The sequence below is a fragment of the Desulfatiglans parachlorophenolica genome (genome assembly GCF_055394735.1).
Window position 1 is genome coordinate 3,779,492 of the sequence record NZ_AP042460.1, and the last position, 15,183, is coordinate 3,794,674.

18 protein-coding genes are annotated in these 15,183 nt (G+C 57.2%); 7 read left to right on the plus strand and 11 right to left on the minus strand.

Annotated elements, in window-relative coordinates; genetic code table 11:
* Positions 1-7: 7 nt before the first annotated feature.
* From ACZ500_RS17650 to ACZ500_RS17680, 7 genes are all read right to left on the minus strand, one after another.
* Complete coding sequence (locus tag ACZ500_RS17650; protein ID WP_464228728.1) at positions 8-253, minus strand: (2Fe-2S)-binding protein; 246 nt, start codon at positions 251-253, stop codon at positions 8-10.
* Positions 232-666 (minus strand): putative zinc-binding protein, encoded by a 435-nt coding sequence (locus tag ACZ500_RS17655; RefSeq protein WP_464228730.1) that lies wholly within the window; start codon positions 664-666, stop codon positions 232-234. The genes ACZ500_RS17650 and ACZ500_RS17655 overlap by 22 nt, the downstream gene beginning before the upstream one ends.
* Before the next feature lie 71 nt (positions 667-737).
* On the minus strand, positions 738-905 hold the full coding sequence (locus ACZ500_RS17660) for a hypothetical protein (protein ID WP_464228731.1): 168 nt from the start codon (positions 903-905) through the stop codon (positions 738-740).
* Between the two features lie 36 nt (positions 906-941).
* Positions 942-1,559, minus strand: a complete 618-nt coding sequence (arsM, locus tag ACZ500_RS17665) for an arsenite methyltransferase (RefSeq protein ID WP_464228732.1) — start codon at positions 1,557-1,559, stop codon at positions 942-944.
* Between the two features lie 43 nt (positions 1,560-1,602).
* On the minus strand, positions 1,603-1,836 hold the full coding sequence (locus ACZ500_RS17670; protein ID WP_464228734.1) for a thioredoxin family protein: 234 nt from the start codon (positions 1,834-1,836) through the stop codon (positions 1,603-1,605).
* 427 nt (positions 1,837-2,263) lie between these two features.
* Complete coding sequence (locus ACZ500_RS17675; RefSeq protein WP_464228735.1) at positions 2,264-3,436, minus strand: permease; 1,173 nt, start codon at positions 3,434-3,436, stop codon at positions 2,264-2,266.
* A gap of 102 nt (positions 3,437-3,538) precedes the next feature.
* Positions 3,539-3,883 carry an ArsR/SmtB family transcription factor gene (locus ACZ500_RS17680; protein ID WP_464228736.1) on the minus strand — a complete coding sequence of 115 codons (345 nt, stop codon included), beginning with the start codon at positions 3,881-3,883 and terminating at the stop codon, positions 3,539-3,541.
* Between the two features lie 613 nt (positions 3,884-4,496).
* Here ACZ500_RS17680 and ACZ500_RS17685 point away from each other — a divergent pair.
* Both ACZ500_RS17685 and ACZ500_RS17690 read left to right on the plus strand, forming a co-directional pair.
* Entirely contained in the window at positions 4,497-5,003 is a 507-nt protein-coding gene (locus ACZ500_RS17685; protein ID WP_464228737.1) for a thioredoxin family protein, read from the plus strand.
* A gap of 90 nt (positions 5,004-5,093) precedes the next feature.
* On the plus strand, positions 5,094-5,486 hold the full coding sequence (locus ACZ500_RS17690) for a thioredoxin family protein (RefSeq protein WP_464228738.1): 393 nt from the start codon (positions 5,094-5,096) through the stop codon (positions 5,484-5,486).
* 218 nt (positions 5,487-5,704) lie between these two features.
* Here ACZ500_RS17690 and ACZ500_RS17695 read toward each other — a convergent pair whose 3' ends face one another.
* Both ACZ500_RS17695 and trmB read right to left on the minus strand, forming a co-directional pair.
* Positions 5,705-6,292, minus strand: coding sequence for a rhodanese-like domain-containing protein (locus tag ACZ500_RS17695; RefSeq protein WP_464228739.1), 588 nt, complete (start codon positions 6,290-6,292; stop codon positions 5,705-5,707).
* 464 nt (positions 6,293-6,756) lie between these two features.
* The gene (gene trmB, locus ACZ500_RS17700; RefSeq protein ID WP_464233079.1) at positions 6,757-7,629 is read right to left on the minus strand and encodes a tRNA (guanosine(46)-N7)-methyltransferase TrmB; all 873 of its coding nucleotides are present in this window, start codon (positions 7,627-7,629) and stop codon (positions 6,757-6,759) included.
* Positions 7,630-7,889: 260 nt separating this feature from the next.
* Between trmB and ACZ500_RS17705 the strand changes: the two genes are divergently transcribed.
* The 3 genes from ACZ500_RS17705 (at position 7,890) to ACZ500_RS17715 (ending at position 10,079) form a co-directional block, all read left to right on the plus strand.
* Positions 7,890-8,249, plus strand: a complete 360-nt coding sequence (locus tag ACZ500_RS17705) for a hypothetical protein (protein WP_464228740.1) — start codon at positions 7,890-7,892, stop codon at positions 8,247-8,249.
* Between the two features lie 278 nt (positions 8,250-8,527).
* Positions 8,528-8,956: a hypothetical protein gene (locus ACZ500_RS17710; RefSeq protein ID WP_464228741.1), complete on the plus strand. Its 429-nt coding sequence runs from the start codon at positions 8,528-8,530 to the stop codon at positions 8,954-8,956.
* Positions 8,957-9,617: 661 nt separating this feature from the next.
* Positions 9,618-10,079 carry a Spy/CpxP family protein refolding chaperone gene (locus tag ACZ500_RS17715; RefSeq protein ID WP_464228742.1) on the plus strand — a complete coding sequence of 154 codons (462 nt, stop codon included), beginning with the start codon at positions 9,618-9,620 and terminating at the stop codon, positions 10,077-10,079.
* Positions 10,080-10,286: 207 nt separating this feature from the next.
* Here the strand turns inward: ACZ500_RS17715 and ACZ500_RS17720 are convergent, their stop codons facing one another.
* Positions 10,287-10,757: a universal stress protein gene (locus ACZ500_RS17720; RefSeq protein WP_464228743.1), complete on the minus strand. Its 471-nt coding sequence runs from the start codon at positions 10,755-10,757 to the stop codon at positions 10,287-10,289.
* Between the two features lie 697 nt (positions 10,758-11,454).
* Between ACZ500_RS17720 and ACZ500_RS17725 the strand changes: the two genes are divergently transcribed.
* Positions 11,455-11,661, plus strand: coding sequence for a heavy-metal-associated domain-containing protein (locus ACZ500_RS17725; protein WP_464228744.1), 207 nt, complete (start codon positions 11,455-11,457; stop codon positions 11,659-11,661).
* Positions 11,662-11,670: 9 nt separating this feature from the next.
* Positions 11,671-14,118: a heavy metal translocating P-type ATPase gene (locus ACZ500_RS17730; protein WP_464228745.1), complete on the plus strand. Its 2,448-nt coding sequence runs from the start codon at positions 11,671-11,673 to the stop codon at positions 14,116-14,118.
* A 179-nt stretch (positions 14,119-14,297) separates the two neighbouring features.
* Here the strand turns inward: ACZ500_RS17730 and prmC are convergent, their stop codons facing one another.
* On the minus strand, positions 14,298-15,182 hold the full coding sequence (prmC, locus tag ACZ500_RS17735) for a peptide chain release factor N(5)-glutamine methyltransferase (protein WP_464228746.1): 885 nt from the start codon (positions 15,180-15,182) through the stop codon (positions 14,298-14,300).
* Between the last annotated feature and the right edge of the window lies 1 nt (position 15,183).

The following is a 15,183-nucleotide window of genomic DNA, read 5'->3' on the forward strand; positions in this document are numbered from 1 at the left end:
GCGCGCATCACCTTCCCCTCGGGCTCTTTTCCCGGCAGCGCCCTTCCGTGCATGCCCCGGTGGCGGCCTTTATATCATCCAAGGACCGGGCACCAGCGGCTATGGACCTCAAAATATCCCCCTTGCTCACGCCCGAACAATAACAAACCATCTCTTCATCGGGAGCGCTCCGGATATCCTTATTCAAAAACACGATCGAATCCATAAATTTCGCGTCCTGGACGGCTTCATTCAACAAGAACTGCAACAGCATCCCGTCCCAGCGTTTCCGGTGACGGCAGCGCCGATCTCCTTTTCATTCAAGATATCTTTGACAGCCTTTTTGACCCGTTCGATCTCGCTCCGATCGAGATTGAAATCCTTGTTCTTGGCAATGCCTTCGTCAGTGAGAACCAGATAGCGCCTCAAAGGCACCTCAGCTTTTTCACAAATGGCCTTCGCGCAGCCTATCTGGCAGCCGTCGATAACGATCATGAGGGGGGCATCCTTTGCCGATTGAACAAAACCGGAAATCTGCCCGCCGACCCCCGCGAGACAAAACATCTTGCCGAACCCCTCTTGCGTGAGTTCGATCGCCGCCTGGTTCGCAAGCTGCCCGACATTGGATCCGCCCGAACACGTCAGCAGCATCACGTTTCCATTTCCCCCACAACATCCCTGAGCCATATGTCCACCTCTTCGATTCTTCTGGAGGATCTATCCAGCAGGTCTAAAGACCCCGATATCCTCTGAATTCTTTATCGTTGAGCAACCCTCTCCTGCCATCCAACCGGCTTGACCGCCTGAATGTAAGCTGAAAAGACTATTCTCTCAGCCCCTTCTGCAACGCCCCAGCCTTGGATGATTGTTTCACTCTGATCCTTTTTCCGGACGGTGATTTCCTGAAAACCCAGTTCCGAGAGCATCTTTTCCACCTCGCCAGGTGAAATCGCCCCGGCCACTCAACCCGTATAGGCGGCAGGGTCGTTCTTCAGGGCTTCAGGAAGTTCCCCGGACCGGAGGATATCGGAGATGATAACGCGTCCCCCCGGCTTCAGCACACGAAAGATCTCGGCAAAAACCGCCCTTTTGTCGGGCGACAAATTAATGACGCAGTTGGAAATGACCACATCCACGCTGCGGTCTTCAACCGTAAGGGCCTCGATCTTTCCCAGGCGGAAATCGACGTTTGGGATGCCCATCCTCTCGGCATTTCGCTGAGCCTTCAGGACCATCTCCCTGGTCATATCCATGCCGATCACCTTCCCCGACGTCCCGACCCGCCGGGCCGCCAGAAAGGCATCGAAGCCCGGACCACTCCCGAGGTCCAGCACAGTCTCACCGGGCTTCAAGTCCGCCATGCCGACGGGGTTCCCGCAGCCAAGCCCTAGATTCGCTTCACCGGGCGCCAACTGCAGGTCTTCATCCCGGTATTCCAGGAGTATGCCTGCCTTCTGGATGTCTGGTATCAAAGACGGACCGCCGCAGCAGGCGGCGGCCCCGATTCCGCCCTTCCCATCTGCAACGGCAGCGTACTTCTGCTTCACGAGATCATGGATCTCATCCTCTGGGGGTCTCATAGCATGCGCTCCCGGTTATGCCGACAACCAGTCGACCGTTGAACTACTTACCGATCCATTTCTTGATCTCTTCCTTCGAAGGGACCTTCCCCACACTTTTGACCTCCCCGTCCACCACCACAGCCGGGGTGCCGAAGACGCCGTACCTGGCTATCTTCATGGTGTCGGTGACCTTTTCCACCTCGGCGTTCACACCTGCTTCGGCAATCGCCTCCTTGACCACTTTTTCCGTTTGCTGGCATTTGGGGCAGCCTGGCCCCAGAACCTTGATTTCCATGGTTGCATGTTCTCCTTTTTGTGTTTGTTTTGTTAAACCCGAGACGCCGCCTCCAGAATCCACTCTGTGGGGATCGCCTCGTAAATCCGCCCGTTCCAATCCATCCTGCGGTCCCTCATGGGCATTCCAACGACCTCGATGCAGAAGCGACTGTCGCTTTTGGAAGGATCTGCGTCGGGCGGCCGCTGCTCGAACAGCATTCCGTTCAGCAGACCAAAAGGGGCTGCAGGGGTTTCATCCGCAGCCGGAATCGTTTCTCACAACGCGAGGTTCCATCCTCTCGGTTCCGTTCATCGACCAGGATCTCTCAGACCCCGCGGACCGCTTTCCCCGTGTCGGCATAGCGATGGCACGCTTTGCCGCGCCTATCGGGATGAAGCCATTCCATGTCCAAGTGGTACGCCATTCCCGAAGGCCATCAACAGGATCAGCCGATCCATGATCCGTAGATCATACCGGCGATGGTGGACATCACCACGATGATCGTGCAGAAGACCGCCGTCTTCTTCACACCCATGACACTTCCGATCACCAGCATGTTGGGGAGGGACAGCGCCGGGCCGGCCAGCAGAAGCGCCAGGGCCGGGCCCTTGCCCATCCCTGCCCCGAGGAGCCCTTGAAGGATGGGAACCTCCGTCAGAGTCGCAAAGTACATCAAGGCCCCGGCCACCGATGCAATCAAGTTGGCCCAAAGGGAGTTCCCGCCGAGGAGCGCCTGGATCCACTGCTCGGGGATGAGCGCTGCGTGCCCCGGGCGGCCCAGCATGAAGCCGGCCACGAGGACCCCGCCTCCCAAAAGCGGAAAAATCTGTTTCATGAAGCCCCAGGTGGCGTCCACCCAGTTCTTGCACTCAACCTTCGTAAACCAGGCCTTGAGCATAAACCCCAGAAGGACCAGCAATCCGATGGTGATGTACCACTTCGCGGCAAAGATGGCCGGCCAGATTCCCGTCGAACCGGGGGCCGGTTTGGCGAAAGCGGCAAACACCAGGATCAGCACCATGGTGCCAATGTAAAGCGTGTCTTGAAGAAGGGTCCGCTCGTTCGCGTCGGCTTCGGGCACATAGATTTGCCCGGCCGTGCGCGCCGCATCGTCCTTCCGAAAAATCAGGGCCATCAAGAGCCCGGTCACAATCGCAAAAAGCACCGCGCCCACGGCCCGGGCCAAACCCAGTTGCCAACCCAGGATCTTGGCGGTCAGCGTGATAGCCAGGACGTTGATGGCCGGCCCTGAATACAGAAAGGCCGTGGCCGGGCCGATGCCGGCGCCCCGCGTGTAGATCCCGGCAAAAAGCGGCAGGACCGTGCACGAACACACCGCCAAAATGGTGCCTGAAACAGACGCCACCGAGTAGGACAGGATCTTGCTCGCCTGGGCCCCGAAGTACTTCAGCACCGAGGCCTGGGACACGAACACAGCGATGGCCCCGGCGATGAAGAATGCCGGGATGAGGCAAGTCAATACATGCTCCCGGGCATACTCCTGCAGCATCATGAAGGCCTCGAGCCCCGACTGCCGCACGACGGGATTGGCCCACGGCACATAATAAGCGGCTACAAACGTTCCAACGATCAACAAGAGTTTGGTTCTTTCCTTCATGATCCCTGTTCCTTTCCAGCGTCCCCGCGCCCGGCCGGTCTCGCCCCGCCACTGGGCCCATCGCCCATTGGTTGCTCGACCCCATCGGGAAGCCGAGCAAAATCAGCCGCCACAGATCATCTCCCTCCGTATTTCCGGAAGCTTTTTCACCAATTCCCTCACCTCGGACTCCTCCTCGAGCCAACCGTGGAGATGGCCGAGCAGAGCGTGGGCGTAAGGGCTTGCGTCGTTCCCCGCGAGTTGGTAATTCACCCACAGGCCGTCCTTGCAGGAAGTAACCAGGCCCGCCTCTTCCAGGATTTTCAAGTGCTTGCTGACGGTGGACTGGGCCAGGTCCAGAGCCGTATGGATCTCGCATACGCACATTATCCGGCGCTGTAAAATCTTGATGATCTTCACTCGACCTGGGTCGGATAAGGCCTTGGCCACTTTGATAAAATCTTTCATGAAATCTCCATATCGCTATATGGCAATATAGCTTTACGTCCTCTCCTTGTCAACTAAAAAAACCAATTCGACTCTGAATTCTCAGGCAGGGAGGCATGCTTATCTCATCAATCTGGCGTTTCAATTGCATAAACCTCCAGGAGGGGTGGGTTTTGTTAACGCAGCCGGCGGAGGATCGCGCTCAATCCGGCAGCAGCGCCTCCACCCTGAACCACGCAGCGCCTTTCTGCCAACGCGCAAGGCTTGGAGGGTCTAAACAAGAGAGGGGCAGACGCTGGATCGAAGCAATCCGTTAGGCACTGCGGGGCACCGATCGACGCTTGCCCGATTTCATATGGAAGGTCTTTCAAAAAGACCATCGAGGTCCCTGGGAAAATTGGTCGATCTCATCCAAAGGAATCACTCCCCTCGATGACAATGACCTTGACAACCACTGATGAGCAGTATATTTATAAATTGGCATATGTCAATCTCATCGGCTTCGTGGCGCCAACCTGCCTCGCTGGACGGATTCAGGTTGCCCTAAAAGATACGGCCTCCCGGCACGCTTGCTTTGGTTCGGTAAGAAACATGGCGTTTCCGCTCTCGGCTGTAGGCAAAGGATGAACGGATCATGGATGAACGTCAGATTTCCCAAGTAAGGGTGAAAAACCAGTTCGTCGGCATCATAGGTCTCGAAGCGGTCTTAGCAGCCGTGCGTGAAGCCTTTCGGGATGCACCGGATGACCAGATCAAACAGGAATTGCTCCGGAGGCTCAGCGCCAAGAATTATATACCGGCAAAGGTCCGCGAGGACTATGCGGACGCCTTCCTTCGCGAGTACAGGAAATTCTGCGGAATGCCCTCTGAAGACGAGGCGGACGGATTGCTCGAGATCAAGATTCTCGGCCCAGGGTGTTCGCAGTGCAACCGGATGGAGATGGAGATCATGAACCTCCTGACAGAACTCGCCCTGCCTGCCGATTTACGTCATGTAAGAGACATTAAGGAAATCGGGGCATACGGCATCATGGGAATGCCGGCTCTCGTCATCAACGGTCGGGTTATGGCGTCGGGCAGTGTACCGCCCCGTGCGCGCCTGGCGGCACTGCTCAAAGAGGCGGCGGGATATCGAGAGTGAAATCAAGGGCTTTGGGCGGTTTCCATCGCGTCGAAGGCCTGATGAAACCCCATGATGAAGCGTATTCGAGCTGATCTAACTGAGGAGATTATGATTAAAGTCATCATGAGAAAAAGTCTTGCGGTTTTTCTTTTTCTGACCATTTTGTTGGGTTACCGCTTCCTTGCTTCGTCGTACGCAGCCTCGGTTCCGGAGGTACCGGTAAAGGGGATGGTGACGATGGTGGACCTTGGGGCCGATAAATGCCTTCCGTGCAAAATGATGGCCCCCATCATGAAACGCGTGGAGGAAACCTATCGGGGCAAAGCCGCCATCATTTTCATCGATGTCTGGAAGGATCAGGCTCCAGCCCGGCGGTTCGGCATCCGCGCCATTCCGACGCAGATCTTTTTCGACAAGGACGGCAAGGAGGTGTACCGCCACACAGGGTTCATGGCGGAGACGGACATCGTAGCGCAACTCAAACAGATGGGTGTCGAGTAGCATCGTCTGCCTGCGGCGAAGCCAAAAATGCATGGGAATAGGAGTGATGGAATCCTGAGGCAGGGCCTCCGCTTATCCGTGCAGTGGCGAAGTATGCAAACTGCGCGCCTGTACAAGTAAGCGGAGACCAGAACGTTTAAAAAGGTTTTTGAAGCGCCTTCTCTTATTATAATCAACAAACCGTCACAAACTGATGCCCCAAAATGGGCTGCACCTCTCTAATAAGGATGAAACTCACGGACATTGTATTCACCCTTTTCCACCGTCTGCTTGGAATAGGTCGTGATAACGAATTCACCGGCAAACTGACTCACAAATGGATACCCCGCCATAGCCCATCCAACCACGCCGCCTTCGTACTTCTTACCGTCCTTGACTGTATCAGAAACACAGTACACATTTTTGTAACCATAGCGATAAAGAAAAGCGGTCACATACTTTGTGCGGTGTGAGGTTCGGCAGAAGACATAGATTTCCGCGTTCGGATCGGGGATCTGCTTCGGGATGGTGTACATATGCCCCGCATGAATATGATCGGTTCCACGGATATGAAAATCGTAGAATTCCGGATGGCTGCGAACATCCAGAAGATATATTTTCTTTCGGTATTCCGGATCGGCCATCGCCTTGGTCCAAATTTCGTGCAGTTTAAAAATGTCGATGATCTTGTCCGCAGGAATGATACTTGAAAATTCCTTATGGTAGGCCTTCTCCTGGTCATTGAGGGGGTTGTCGGACGCCGATGCTACCGCACCAACACAAAACAAAAACGTAAACGCAACAACAGAAACAATCCATTTTTTCATTTGCGAGCCTCCCTACGAAATTGACGGATCGATAGAGCCCTCACCGACAGAGCACCTCCTTTCCGGGCCGAATATTTACGAAAATCACGAGGAATATACGTCTTCCCATCCCCTGGGTCAAGGCAGTTCACTCATTTAGCCAGCTCGGTTGCAAGGTCTGTCAGCATAAGCCAATCCTGTGTGTCGTCGATCCAAACTTTCCATCCGGATATAGGCTTGATTACCAATCTCGGTGTCAACCTGCACGTTTGCTTGCGGGACGACCCATAAATCGCCTACGCGCAAAGGCTTGATGTCTCTGATGTCAGCAGAACCGGGACCCGCCACGAAGGGATGGGACTGAGTACCTGAAGGATGTGAAGAAAAACCTCATCCCGGGATTGGAAACGGGTCGCGCTGGAGCATCCTTGACGGATGGACAAGAGCCAACCCTTAAAGGGACTTTTAACACTCTCCGCCAGTCCCTACCGAATCGCTGCATAAACGATATCCAAGGCCCGCTGGACCCCGTGTGTCGGCAGCAGACTGCACCCCTTCGCCGGCCTGACATGCCAGAGGGCATCCTCCCGGACAACCTCTACCCAGAAATTCTGCATGAGACCATCCTCCCCGACAACAATGCGAACCATGGCCTTTTTCCGCACCGGGTCGTAAAGGGTTTCCTTGAAGGCCACCGCCGGATTCCCGTAGCAACGCTGCGGTTCGAAGCACGACGGGTCGAAATGCTCCACGCGATAGGTGATCAAGCCGATATCCTCCTTTAAAGGCCAGGTCCGGTGACTGTGTTTCTTCAGGTAAAGCCCGTAAAACACCTCCTGCCCCGCCGAGAGCCACTTCTTCTCATACTTGGTGGAAAACTGCGGCCCGACACGCCGGGTGCTCTTTCCGAAGCCGGTGTCCGGCACCTGTTCCTGGAGCCACACAAAATATTCCGGGTCATCGGTCACAATGACAACCTCGCCCTCATCGATCAGACGACTGTTCAGGAGGCACAGGAACTCATGCGAAAACAACCGGTTCTTGGTATGTCGCTGCTTCGGCCAGGGGCAGGGGAAGAGACAGCGAATCGAGGACACCGAACGCTGCTCAAAGAGCCTCTCCAAGGCCGCTGCGGCATCTGCCCGTATAATCCGAATGTTCGAAACCCCCGCAAAGGAAATCTTTCTTAGCGTGCGTTTGACCGGCAACCAACCCGTTTCGATGCCGACGAAATTCGTCTCCGGATGGGCTCCGGCCTGGGAAACCAGATAGTCCCCCAGCCCAAAACCGATCTCAATGACCGGGGCTCGCTCGTTCCCGAATATTCGGGCCCATTGGAGAGGCCTCTCCAGATCCATCCAAGGCAAAACCGGTTTGAGAGAAAGATATGTTCGGCCCATTTTTCTGTTTCTTATTCCGATCCGTTTATGCTATTAAAGAAGGTTTAAAATAAGTCCCGGCTGGAGCTGCATAGCTCAATAGCAGGTTGATTATAGGTCAATGCCGGCCGCTTCTCAACCCTTCAGCCATGTGGATGACCAGCCGAGATGGTCGGATATAGATCCGGTTATGACACCAGCCGTCAGGCGTTTGCGAATAAAGAAAGGAGTTCAAATCCATGCCATCCAAGAGTTTAGAAGCCCGATCCCAACAGAAGATCTATTGGGAGACCAAGCTGAGTCAGCGGATTGCTGAACTGGGGGAAACAGGCCTCGATCCGGCCGGCATCGCCAAGGATGCAGCGGTCCGCAAACTGAGAGCCACTCTGCGAGCCACCCAAAACCGGCTGAATGTGATTGACGGATTGGAGCGGAAGCAGGAAGAAATGACACGCCTGAAAGCTGAAAAACTCGCCCAGCCCAAAGAGGACAAAAGCGACAAGAAAAGAAGGAAACTGGAGGCCGAAGAGGAGGCCGTCAGCAAAAGGCAGCAGAAAAAGCAGAAGAAAAAAGAGGGCAAGGCGCAGCCGGCAGCCTAATCGCTTCTTCCCGACTGCATCCTGTTCCCATTCGGGAACGGTCTTGAAACCGGCTACGGCCCCCTGAGCACTTCTGGAAATGCCGAGCGCTTCAGAGCGATCCCCTGCGAGGGGGTGATTTTCGTCATCCTGCCCCTATCGGGGCCCCCTTCGAAGGGGTTGGGCTGTGCAGGTTGAGTCTGCGAAAAATCATCCCCGTCTTTGGCGTGGAGGTTTTCGGCCTGTTCCCGCCCGGGATCCTCCGACGGGCGCCTGCTCCTTCAAGAAAAGGAGAGAGAATGGACCCAAACGGTTTGATAGAGATCATCCGGCGGCGCCTGAGACTGCCAGCGGAAGATTTCGAACGGATTGCCGCGAACCCAAAATATCAGCGCCTCTTCGCCAATGCACTGGAAGCCAGTAAATATCAACTGGTTGCAGAGGTCATTCAATCGGAAGGGTGCCACTCAGGCCATTTCGTCGGACAGCGCCTGGTCTTCGATTCATCGGGAAACCTCCTTACACGGGAGTCGCCGGAGCGCATCTGCGCCTTCCTGATGCCAAACCTGACCACCCTGATCAATGCCTTTTTCGAAAACCTGATGAACGGCCGCGATCCGAACGAGGTGATGTTCAATCGGACCGGTTGCTTTGACGTGGGACCTGCCTGCGGCGGATGGGGGCATGTCGTCGTGGAAATGCGGGCAGAGATCCGCCCGTTCTCTTGATCTTCAAACCCCGCCAATGGATGCGCCGCAGAGGCCTCCCCTTAACGATAACGGTCGAATGGGCTGCCATGGCTTTCCACGAGGCACGGACCGAGCACTCCGCCGCCCTGGGACACCCTTATCGCTGGAGCAGGGGTGCCTCGGCGATAAACAGGTGGGGCGCAATTCCGGCCAAGGCCCATCCCTCAAGTCTGGGGCGCCTTCTATGGATCTTCCTAGCGCTTTTTTCTTCCACCTATGCCCAGATGGATCAGGGATGGATCTTTTTTAGCCAGCTATCCTCTTGCAGTGGATAGAAATGATCCAGATTTCCACGGCCTTGCCCTGCTGTCATCCCCACCCGCTCTCCCGCAGACCACAGCACACCACCGAATCACTCGCGACTTGAATCACGAAGCGACTTTCTCCCTCTCACCATCCATGAACCGACCTGTCGGTTGAGGAGGATGCTGCAGATCATGCTTAAGTGGACTGATTTTACAGCCCTATTTTTCAAGCATGCCCCGCTGCGGCCGCCCATTCCTCGTGTGTCCATTACAGCCGTTCAGTCTCCCCTTCGTCCTGGAACCGCCGTCCTCGAAGCACGGCTGTCCAAAGGTTTGGCACACTGATTGCACCTCTTTCATGATGACTTCAAACTCAATCACAAGGAGGTTTTATCATGAAAAAGACAGGAATGGTTCTGGGAGTTCTCTTGTTGGTCGGAGCCTTGGCCTACCCCGTATTCGCCTGGGGCCCTGGACGAGGCGGCGGCATGCCGGGCTTTGGTGGCGGTTTTGGATCCTGCCGTGATGGAGGAGCGGCCGCGGCGAATCTCACCGACGAGCAGCGGGTCCAATTGGATGAACTGCATCAGAAATTCTACAATGAAACCAATGAAATCCGAAATCAGATCTGGACCAGGCAACGCGAGTTGAGCACCGTCATGAACGCCGACTCGCCCGATCTCGAAAAGGCCAAGGCCCTTCAGCGGGAATTGAACGGCCTCAAGGGGCAGATGGCCGAAAAGCGCCTGGACTACGATATAGAGGCCCGCAAGATCGCTCCTGAAGCGGGGGGCTTCAGAAACGGAAAGGGGTACGGGAAAGGCATGAGAGGCGGATACGGCTCCTGTTGGGATTGAGGGTGATCACACTCGAGCCCGGGTCTTACGGCATAATCCGAAAGACCCGGTTCAGTGAAGAAATCATGACACGACGCAACATCAATCCGTTCTATCCCGGATCTCGCTGACTTCGGGATCCTGGTTTTCATCGACACCACAAATCGGATCCCGGCAGCGATCCGGACCGAAGGCCAAGGCCTGAATCTGGTGGGCCCGATTCAGGCCTCATCCAACAAGGAGGATGGGAAGATTCTTGATACCCTGCAGCACCTTCTGGGAAACACTTCCCAGAAAGAATTCCTTGAAAGCCGAAAGGCCCTTTCGGCCCATCACCACCACATCATAGCCCGCTTCGGCCTCATGGATGATATCTCGAGCGACGCCCTCTTTCTGCGGTTCGATCTTCATGTGGACGTGTTCAGGTTGGAACCCGCACTCCACAAGCGCATCCTTCCCCTTTGCCACGGCCGTCTGGACCAATTGACGCTTTTGCTCTTCGACCTCACAAAACGCGTTTTTCTGCGTCGCGAAATAGGGCGTTACGCCGCCGCCCTCCAGTTCACATGCCGCCGCCAGATTCGGGAGCACACTGAAAAGGGTGACATCATGGTCCTTGCTGAAGGTCTCGGAGACAAACAGAACCGCCCTCATCGAATTTTCGGAATAATCCATCGCGACCAGCACCTTCTTGCCCATAGAACACCTCCTCCTGATGAGCCCTATCCAGGTAATCAGGCGACACACCCCGCACCCCGGCCGCCTCTTCCCCGGTCGTTTCATTCCATTTCATAGGGCGGGATTACAAGCACGAGGGCTGACTCCGACGCTGTCTGCACCCTCTTTCCACCCAAAGGCAGCTCCGGTCCGATGCTCCCCGGCGGGGAAAAAGGATGCTGGGTCGTCTGCCCTGCCTTCTATCATCGTGTGATCTTAAAAGAGGTCGCACCCGAAATCAAGGGTTATCCCCCGGAACAGGGCCCTTCTCGGGCATCGGCGACCATTCCCCGGACAGGTTTTTCCTTTTCTCGTCCTGTCGCCCGTCGGTGTTGCAATCCTGGTTACGGGTCTTATGTTATTTTGTATGCAGACGTGGAGGATTCGGAGGGACAGCTTCAGTGCAAGGCTGGATACCGGCTCCGCTCTGGTCCGATCGCCATGAGCGATCGCAATGAAAAAGAGATCGGATTCGGGTGCCAATCTCTTCACAGACGGCCCCGCTCAGTCCCGGCTTCACAGGGCCTTGTTTCAGACACATTTTTAGGATTCCAATGGGTTGCGCCCGAACGGCCTGCCGATCGCCACTGCGGCAGACACGCAAGGCGGTTCCAGGATCGCCCGAAAGGCCGCCCTGAGAGTCAAGAACGCGCCAGACATGGATTGGGAGGTATGAACGATGGAGAAGAAAACGTTTTCGATCCCCAATATCAGCTGCGGCCACTGCGTCAAAACGATCGAGCGCGAACTGAAGGAAATAGTGGGTGTGACCGGCGTGGAAGGAGATCCAGGCCTCAAGACGGTCGTCGTCCGCTGGGAACCCCCTGCAACGCTCGAGGCCATCAAGGCGACGCTCGAGGAGATCCATTATCCCGCAAGCGATTAGAGCTTTACCATGACCGAGAAGACCATCGATCTGCCGATCACAGGCATGACCTGTGCGAACTGTGCCCTGACCATCGAACGGGCCCTTGGACGACTCGAAGGCATCCAGCGGGCGCAGGTCAATTTCGCCTCGGAGAGGGCCACCATCACCTATGACCCCCAAGCGGTCACCCTCGACGCAATCATCCGGCAGATCGAACAGGTTGGGTACGGAATCGCGAAGGCGTCAGCAGAATTCCCCGTAACGGGGATGACCTGCGTCAACTGCGCGACAAACATCGAACGGACCTTGAAGAAGAAGGTCCCCGGGGTCTTGGGCGCCGCCGTCAATTTCGCGGCCGAGCGCGTTCATGTGGACTATGTCCCGGGGTTGACCGGTATCGACGAGATGCTCGCCGCCGTCGAAGCGGCCGGGTACGGAGCGCTACGACCGGCTGACACCCCAGAGGACGAGGATGCCGAACAGGCGGCGCGCAGGGCCGAGATTGCGGATCAGACCCGGAAATTTGCGGTGGGCGCCGCTTTCACCCTTCCTCTCTTCTTCCTCAGCATGGGGCGGGATTTCGGCATTCTCGGCCTGTGGAGCCATGCCGCCTGGGTCAACTGGCTGCTGCTCGCCCTGGCGACGCCCGTTCAGTTCTTCACCGGCTGGGATTACTACACCGGCGGCTGGAAGAGCCTCCGGAACCGGAGCGCCAACATGGATGTGCTGGTGGCGATGGGATCCTCGGTAGCCTACTTCTATTCCCTTGCGCTCCTGTTCTATCCGCCGCTCGGTGAGCATGTCTACTTCGAGACGTCCGCGGTCATCATCACCCTGATCAAACTCGGCAAGATGCTCGAGGCGCGGACCAAAGGAAAGACCGGCGGCGCCATCCGGAAGCTGATGGACCTGCGCCCGAAGACCGCAACGGTCCGGTTGGAGCAGGAAGAGAAGACCATTCCCCTCACCATGGTACAGGTCGGCGATACGCTCGTCGTCAGGCCCGGAGAGAGCATCCCTGTCGATGGGGTCATCCTCGAAGGCGCCTCCGCGGTCGACGAATCCATGCTGACCGGCGAACCCTTGCCGGTCGACAAGGCCCCGGGGGACCCGGTGGCCGGCGGCACGATCAACGGGGAGGGAATGCTCCTTTTCCGGGCGACGCGCGTCGGGCGCGACACAGCACTTGCCAGGATCATCCGCCTGGTTCAGGAAGCCCAAGGCAGCAAAGCGCCCATTCAGGCCCTGGCGGATCGTGCGGCGGCGGTCTTCGTCCCGGCTGTCATCCTGATCGCCTTTTTCACCTTTTTCCTTTGGTGGACACTGGGCGGGGCGTTCGTGCCAGCCATGATCCGTTTGGTGGCGGTCCTGGTCATTGCCTGCCCCTGCGCACTCGGCCTGGCAACCCCCACCGCCATCATGGCCGGTACGGGCAAGGGTGCGGAGCAGGGGATGCTTTTCAAGAAAAGCGAGGCCCTGGAGACCGCGACCAAGCTCGACACCATCGTATTCGACAAGACGGGGACCCTCACCCTGGGCAAGCCCCTTGTAGCCGACATTGTCCCCTTGGAACCATCATCCTTCGACAGCGACGCCCTGTTGAGAATAGCCGCATCCCTCGAACGAGGCTCCGAGCACCCCTTGGGCCGCGCCATTGTCCGGGAAGCTGAGGATCGACGCATCGAGCTTTTGAGCCCTGAGACATTCAGGGCGTCTCGCGGCATGGGGGTGAGCGGCAGCGTTGATGGACGTCCGGTAATGGTTGGGAAACCGGGCTGGTTTAAAGATCAGGGCTTCGATCTGGCGCCTGTCATGGACGCCCTGAATGCTCTGCGCAGCGAGGGGAAAACGGTCATGCTGGTCCTGGTTGAAGAACGTCCGGCAGGGCTAATCGCTGTGGCGGATCGCGTCAAACCGGAGGCTGCAGCCGCTGTTCAGGCGCTTCACGCCGCCCGTATGCGGGTTGTTATGCTCACAGGCGACAATCGTGAAACAGCGGAGGTCATAGCGGCCGAGGTCGGGATCGACGATGTGGTAGCTGAGGTCAGGCCCGAAGATAAATCTGCGAGGATCAAGACCATGCAGGATGCCGGGCATCGGGTCGGAATGGTGGGGGACGGCATCAACGACGCGCCGGCCTTGGCGCAGGCCGACGTTGGAATGGCCATCGGCACAGGCACCGACGTCGCTATCGAGACGGCGGACATCATCCTGGCAAGCGGCAGCCTGAAAGGGGTGCCGAGGGCGATCGCCCTCAGCCGCCTGACGATGCGCACCGTCCGGCAAAACCTTTTCTGGGCCTTTTTTTACAATGTGGCCCTGATCCCCATCGCAGCCGGCATCCTGGCACCCTTCGCCGCATTTCCGGATTTTCTGCGCCACCTGCATCCCATCCTGGCGGCGCTTGCCATGGCGACAAGCAGCGTAACAGTCGTCAGCAACAGCCTCCTGCTCTACCGCCGGAAATCTCTTTGAGGGAAACCGGCAGCATATGGACAGCCAGATCCGCATGCCCTGGTTTACCATTCTGCAGAACCGGAAATCCTGAAGATGCCCGCGCGAGAAAAAATCACCGACGGTTCGCTCTGAAGTCCACCCTGACGCGCCATACCGGCCATCCCGCAAAGGTCGGAGCAGCGACTCGGACCATCCCCTTACATTCGCCGGACCATGACCACCCGGTAACGATGCGTGTAGTCCTCCACCCGCCGCGCCGAGTCGTACACCTTTTGCCGTGAAACGAGATCCAGCGCCGTTTCCGTCTGCTCAGGGGACATCTCGATCAGGAGCCACCCGCCCGGAACCAGAAATTCCGGGGCGCCCTCTATGATCCGCGTCACAAAGTGCATTCCCCGTTCGCCTCCATCCAGAGCGACCCGCGGTTCGTAATCATGAACCCCGGAAGGCAGCGTGTCATAGACCTCCGAGGCTACATAGGGGGGGTTGCTGACGACAAAGTCGAAGCGGATGCCGAGGGGCCTCACGGGTTCCCAGAGATCCCCCTGCAGGAGGTGGACCCTTTCTGCAACCCCATGCCGCCCCACGTTGGCCTCGGCGTAACCCAAAGCCTCGGAAGAGATCTCCGTCGCCCAGACCTGCGCGGAAGAAAGCGATTTTGCGAGCGCCACCGCCACCGCCCCCGATCCTGTCCCCAGTTCGAGGATCCGGATATGCTCCGTCGCAGATTCCGGACTCCCACGAACCACGTCCAGCACCTGCTCCACCAGCAGTTCCGTTTCAGGCCTAGGGATGAGCACCCCTGGACCGACCTTGAAAGCCATCGACCAGAATTCCTTCTCCCCTCTGATGTAGGCAACGGGTTCAGCCAGCAGCCTGCGCCGAATGAGCTCCCGGAACCCTGCGACCTCCTCGTCCTGGAGGGGTTGATCGAACCGAAGATACAGCGCCACACGCTCCAGCCCCAATTTCAAGGCCAGCAGGAGTTCCGCCGTCAGACGCGGGCTTTCCACCCCCTTATCCTTCAGATAGAGGGCGCTGACATTCAGCAGCTCTCCAATGGTCCAACGCCTCGCAGTCATA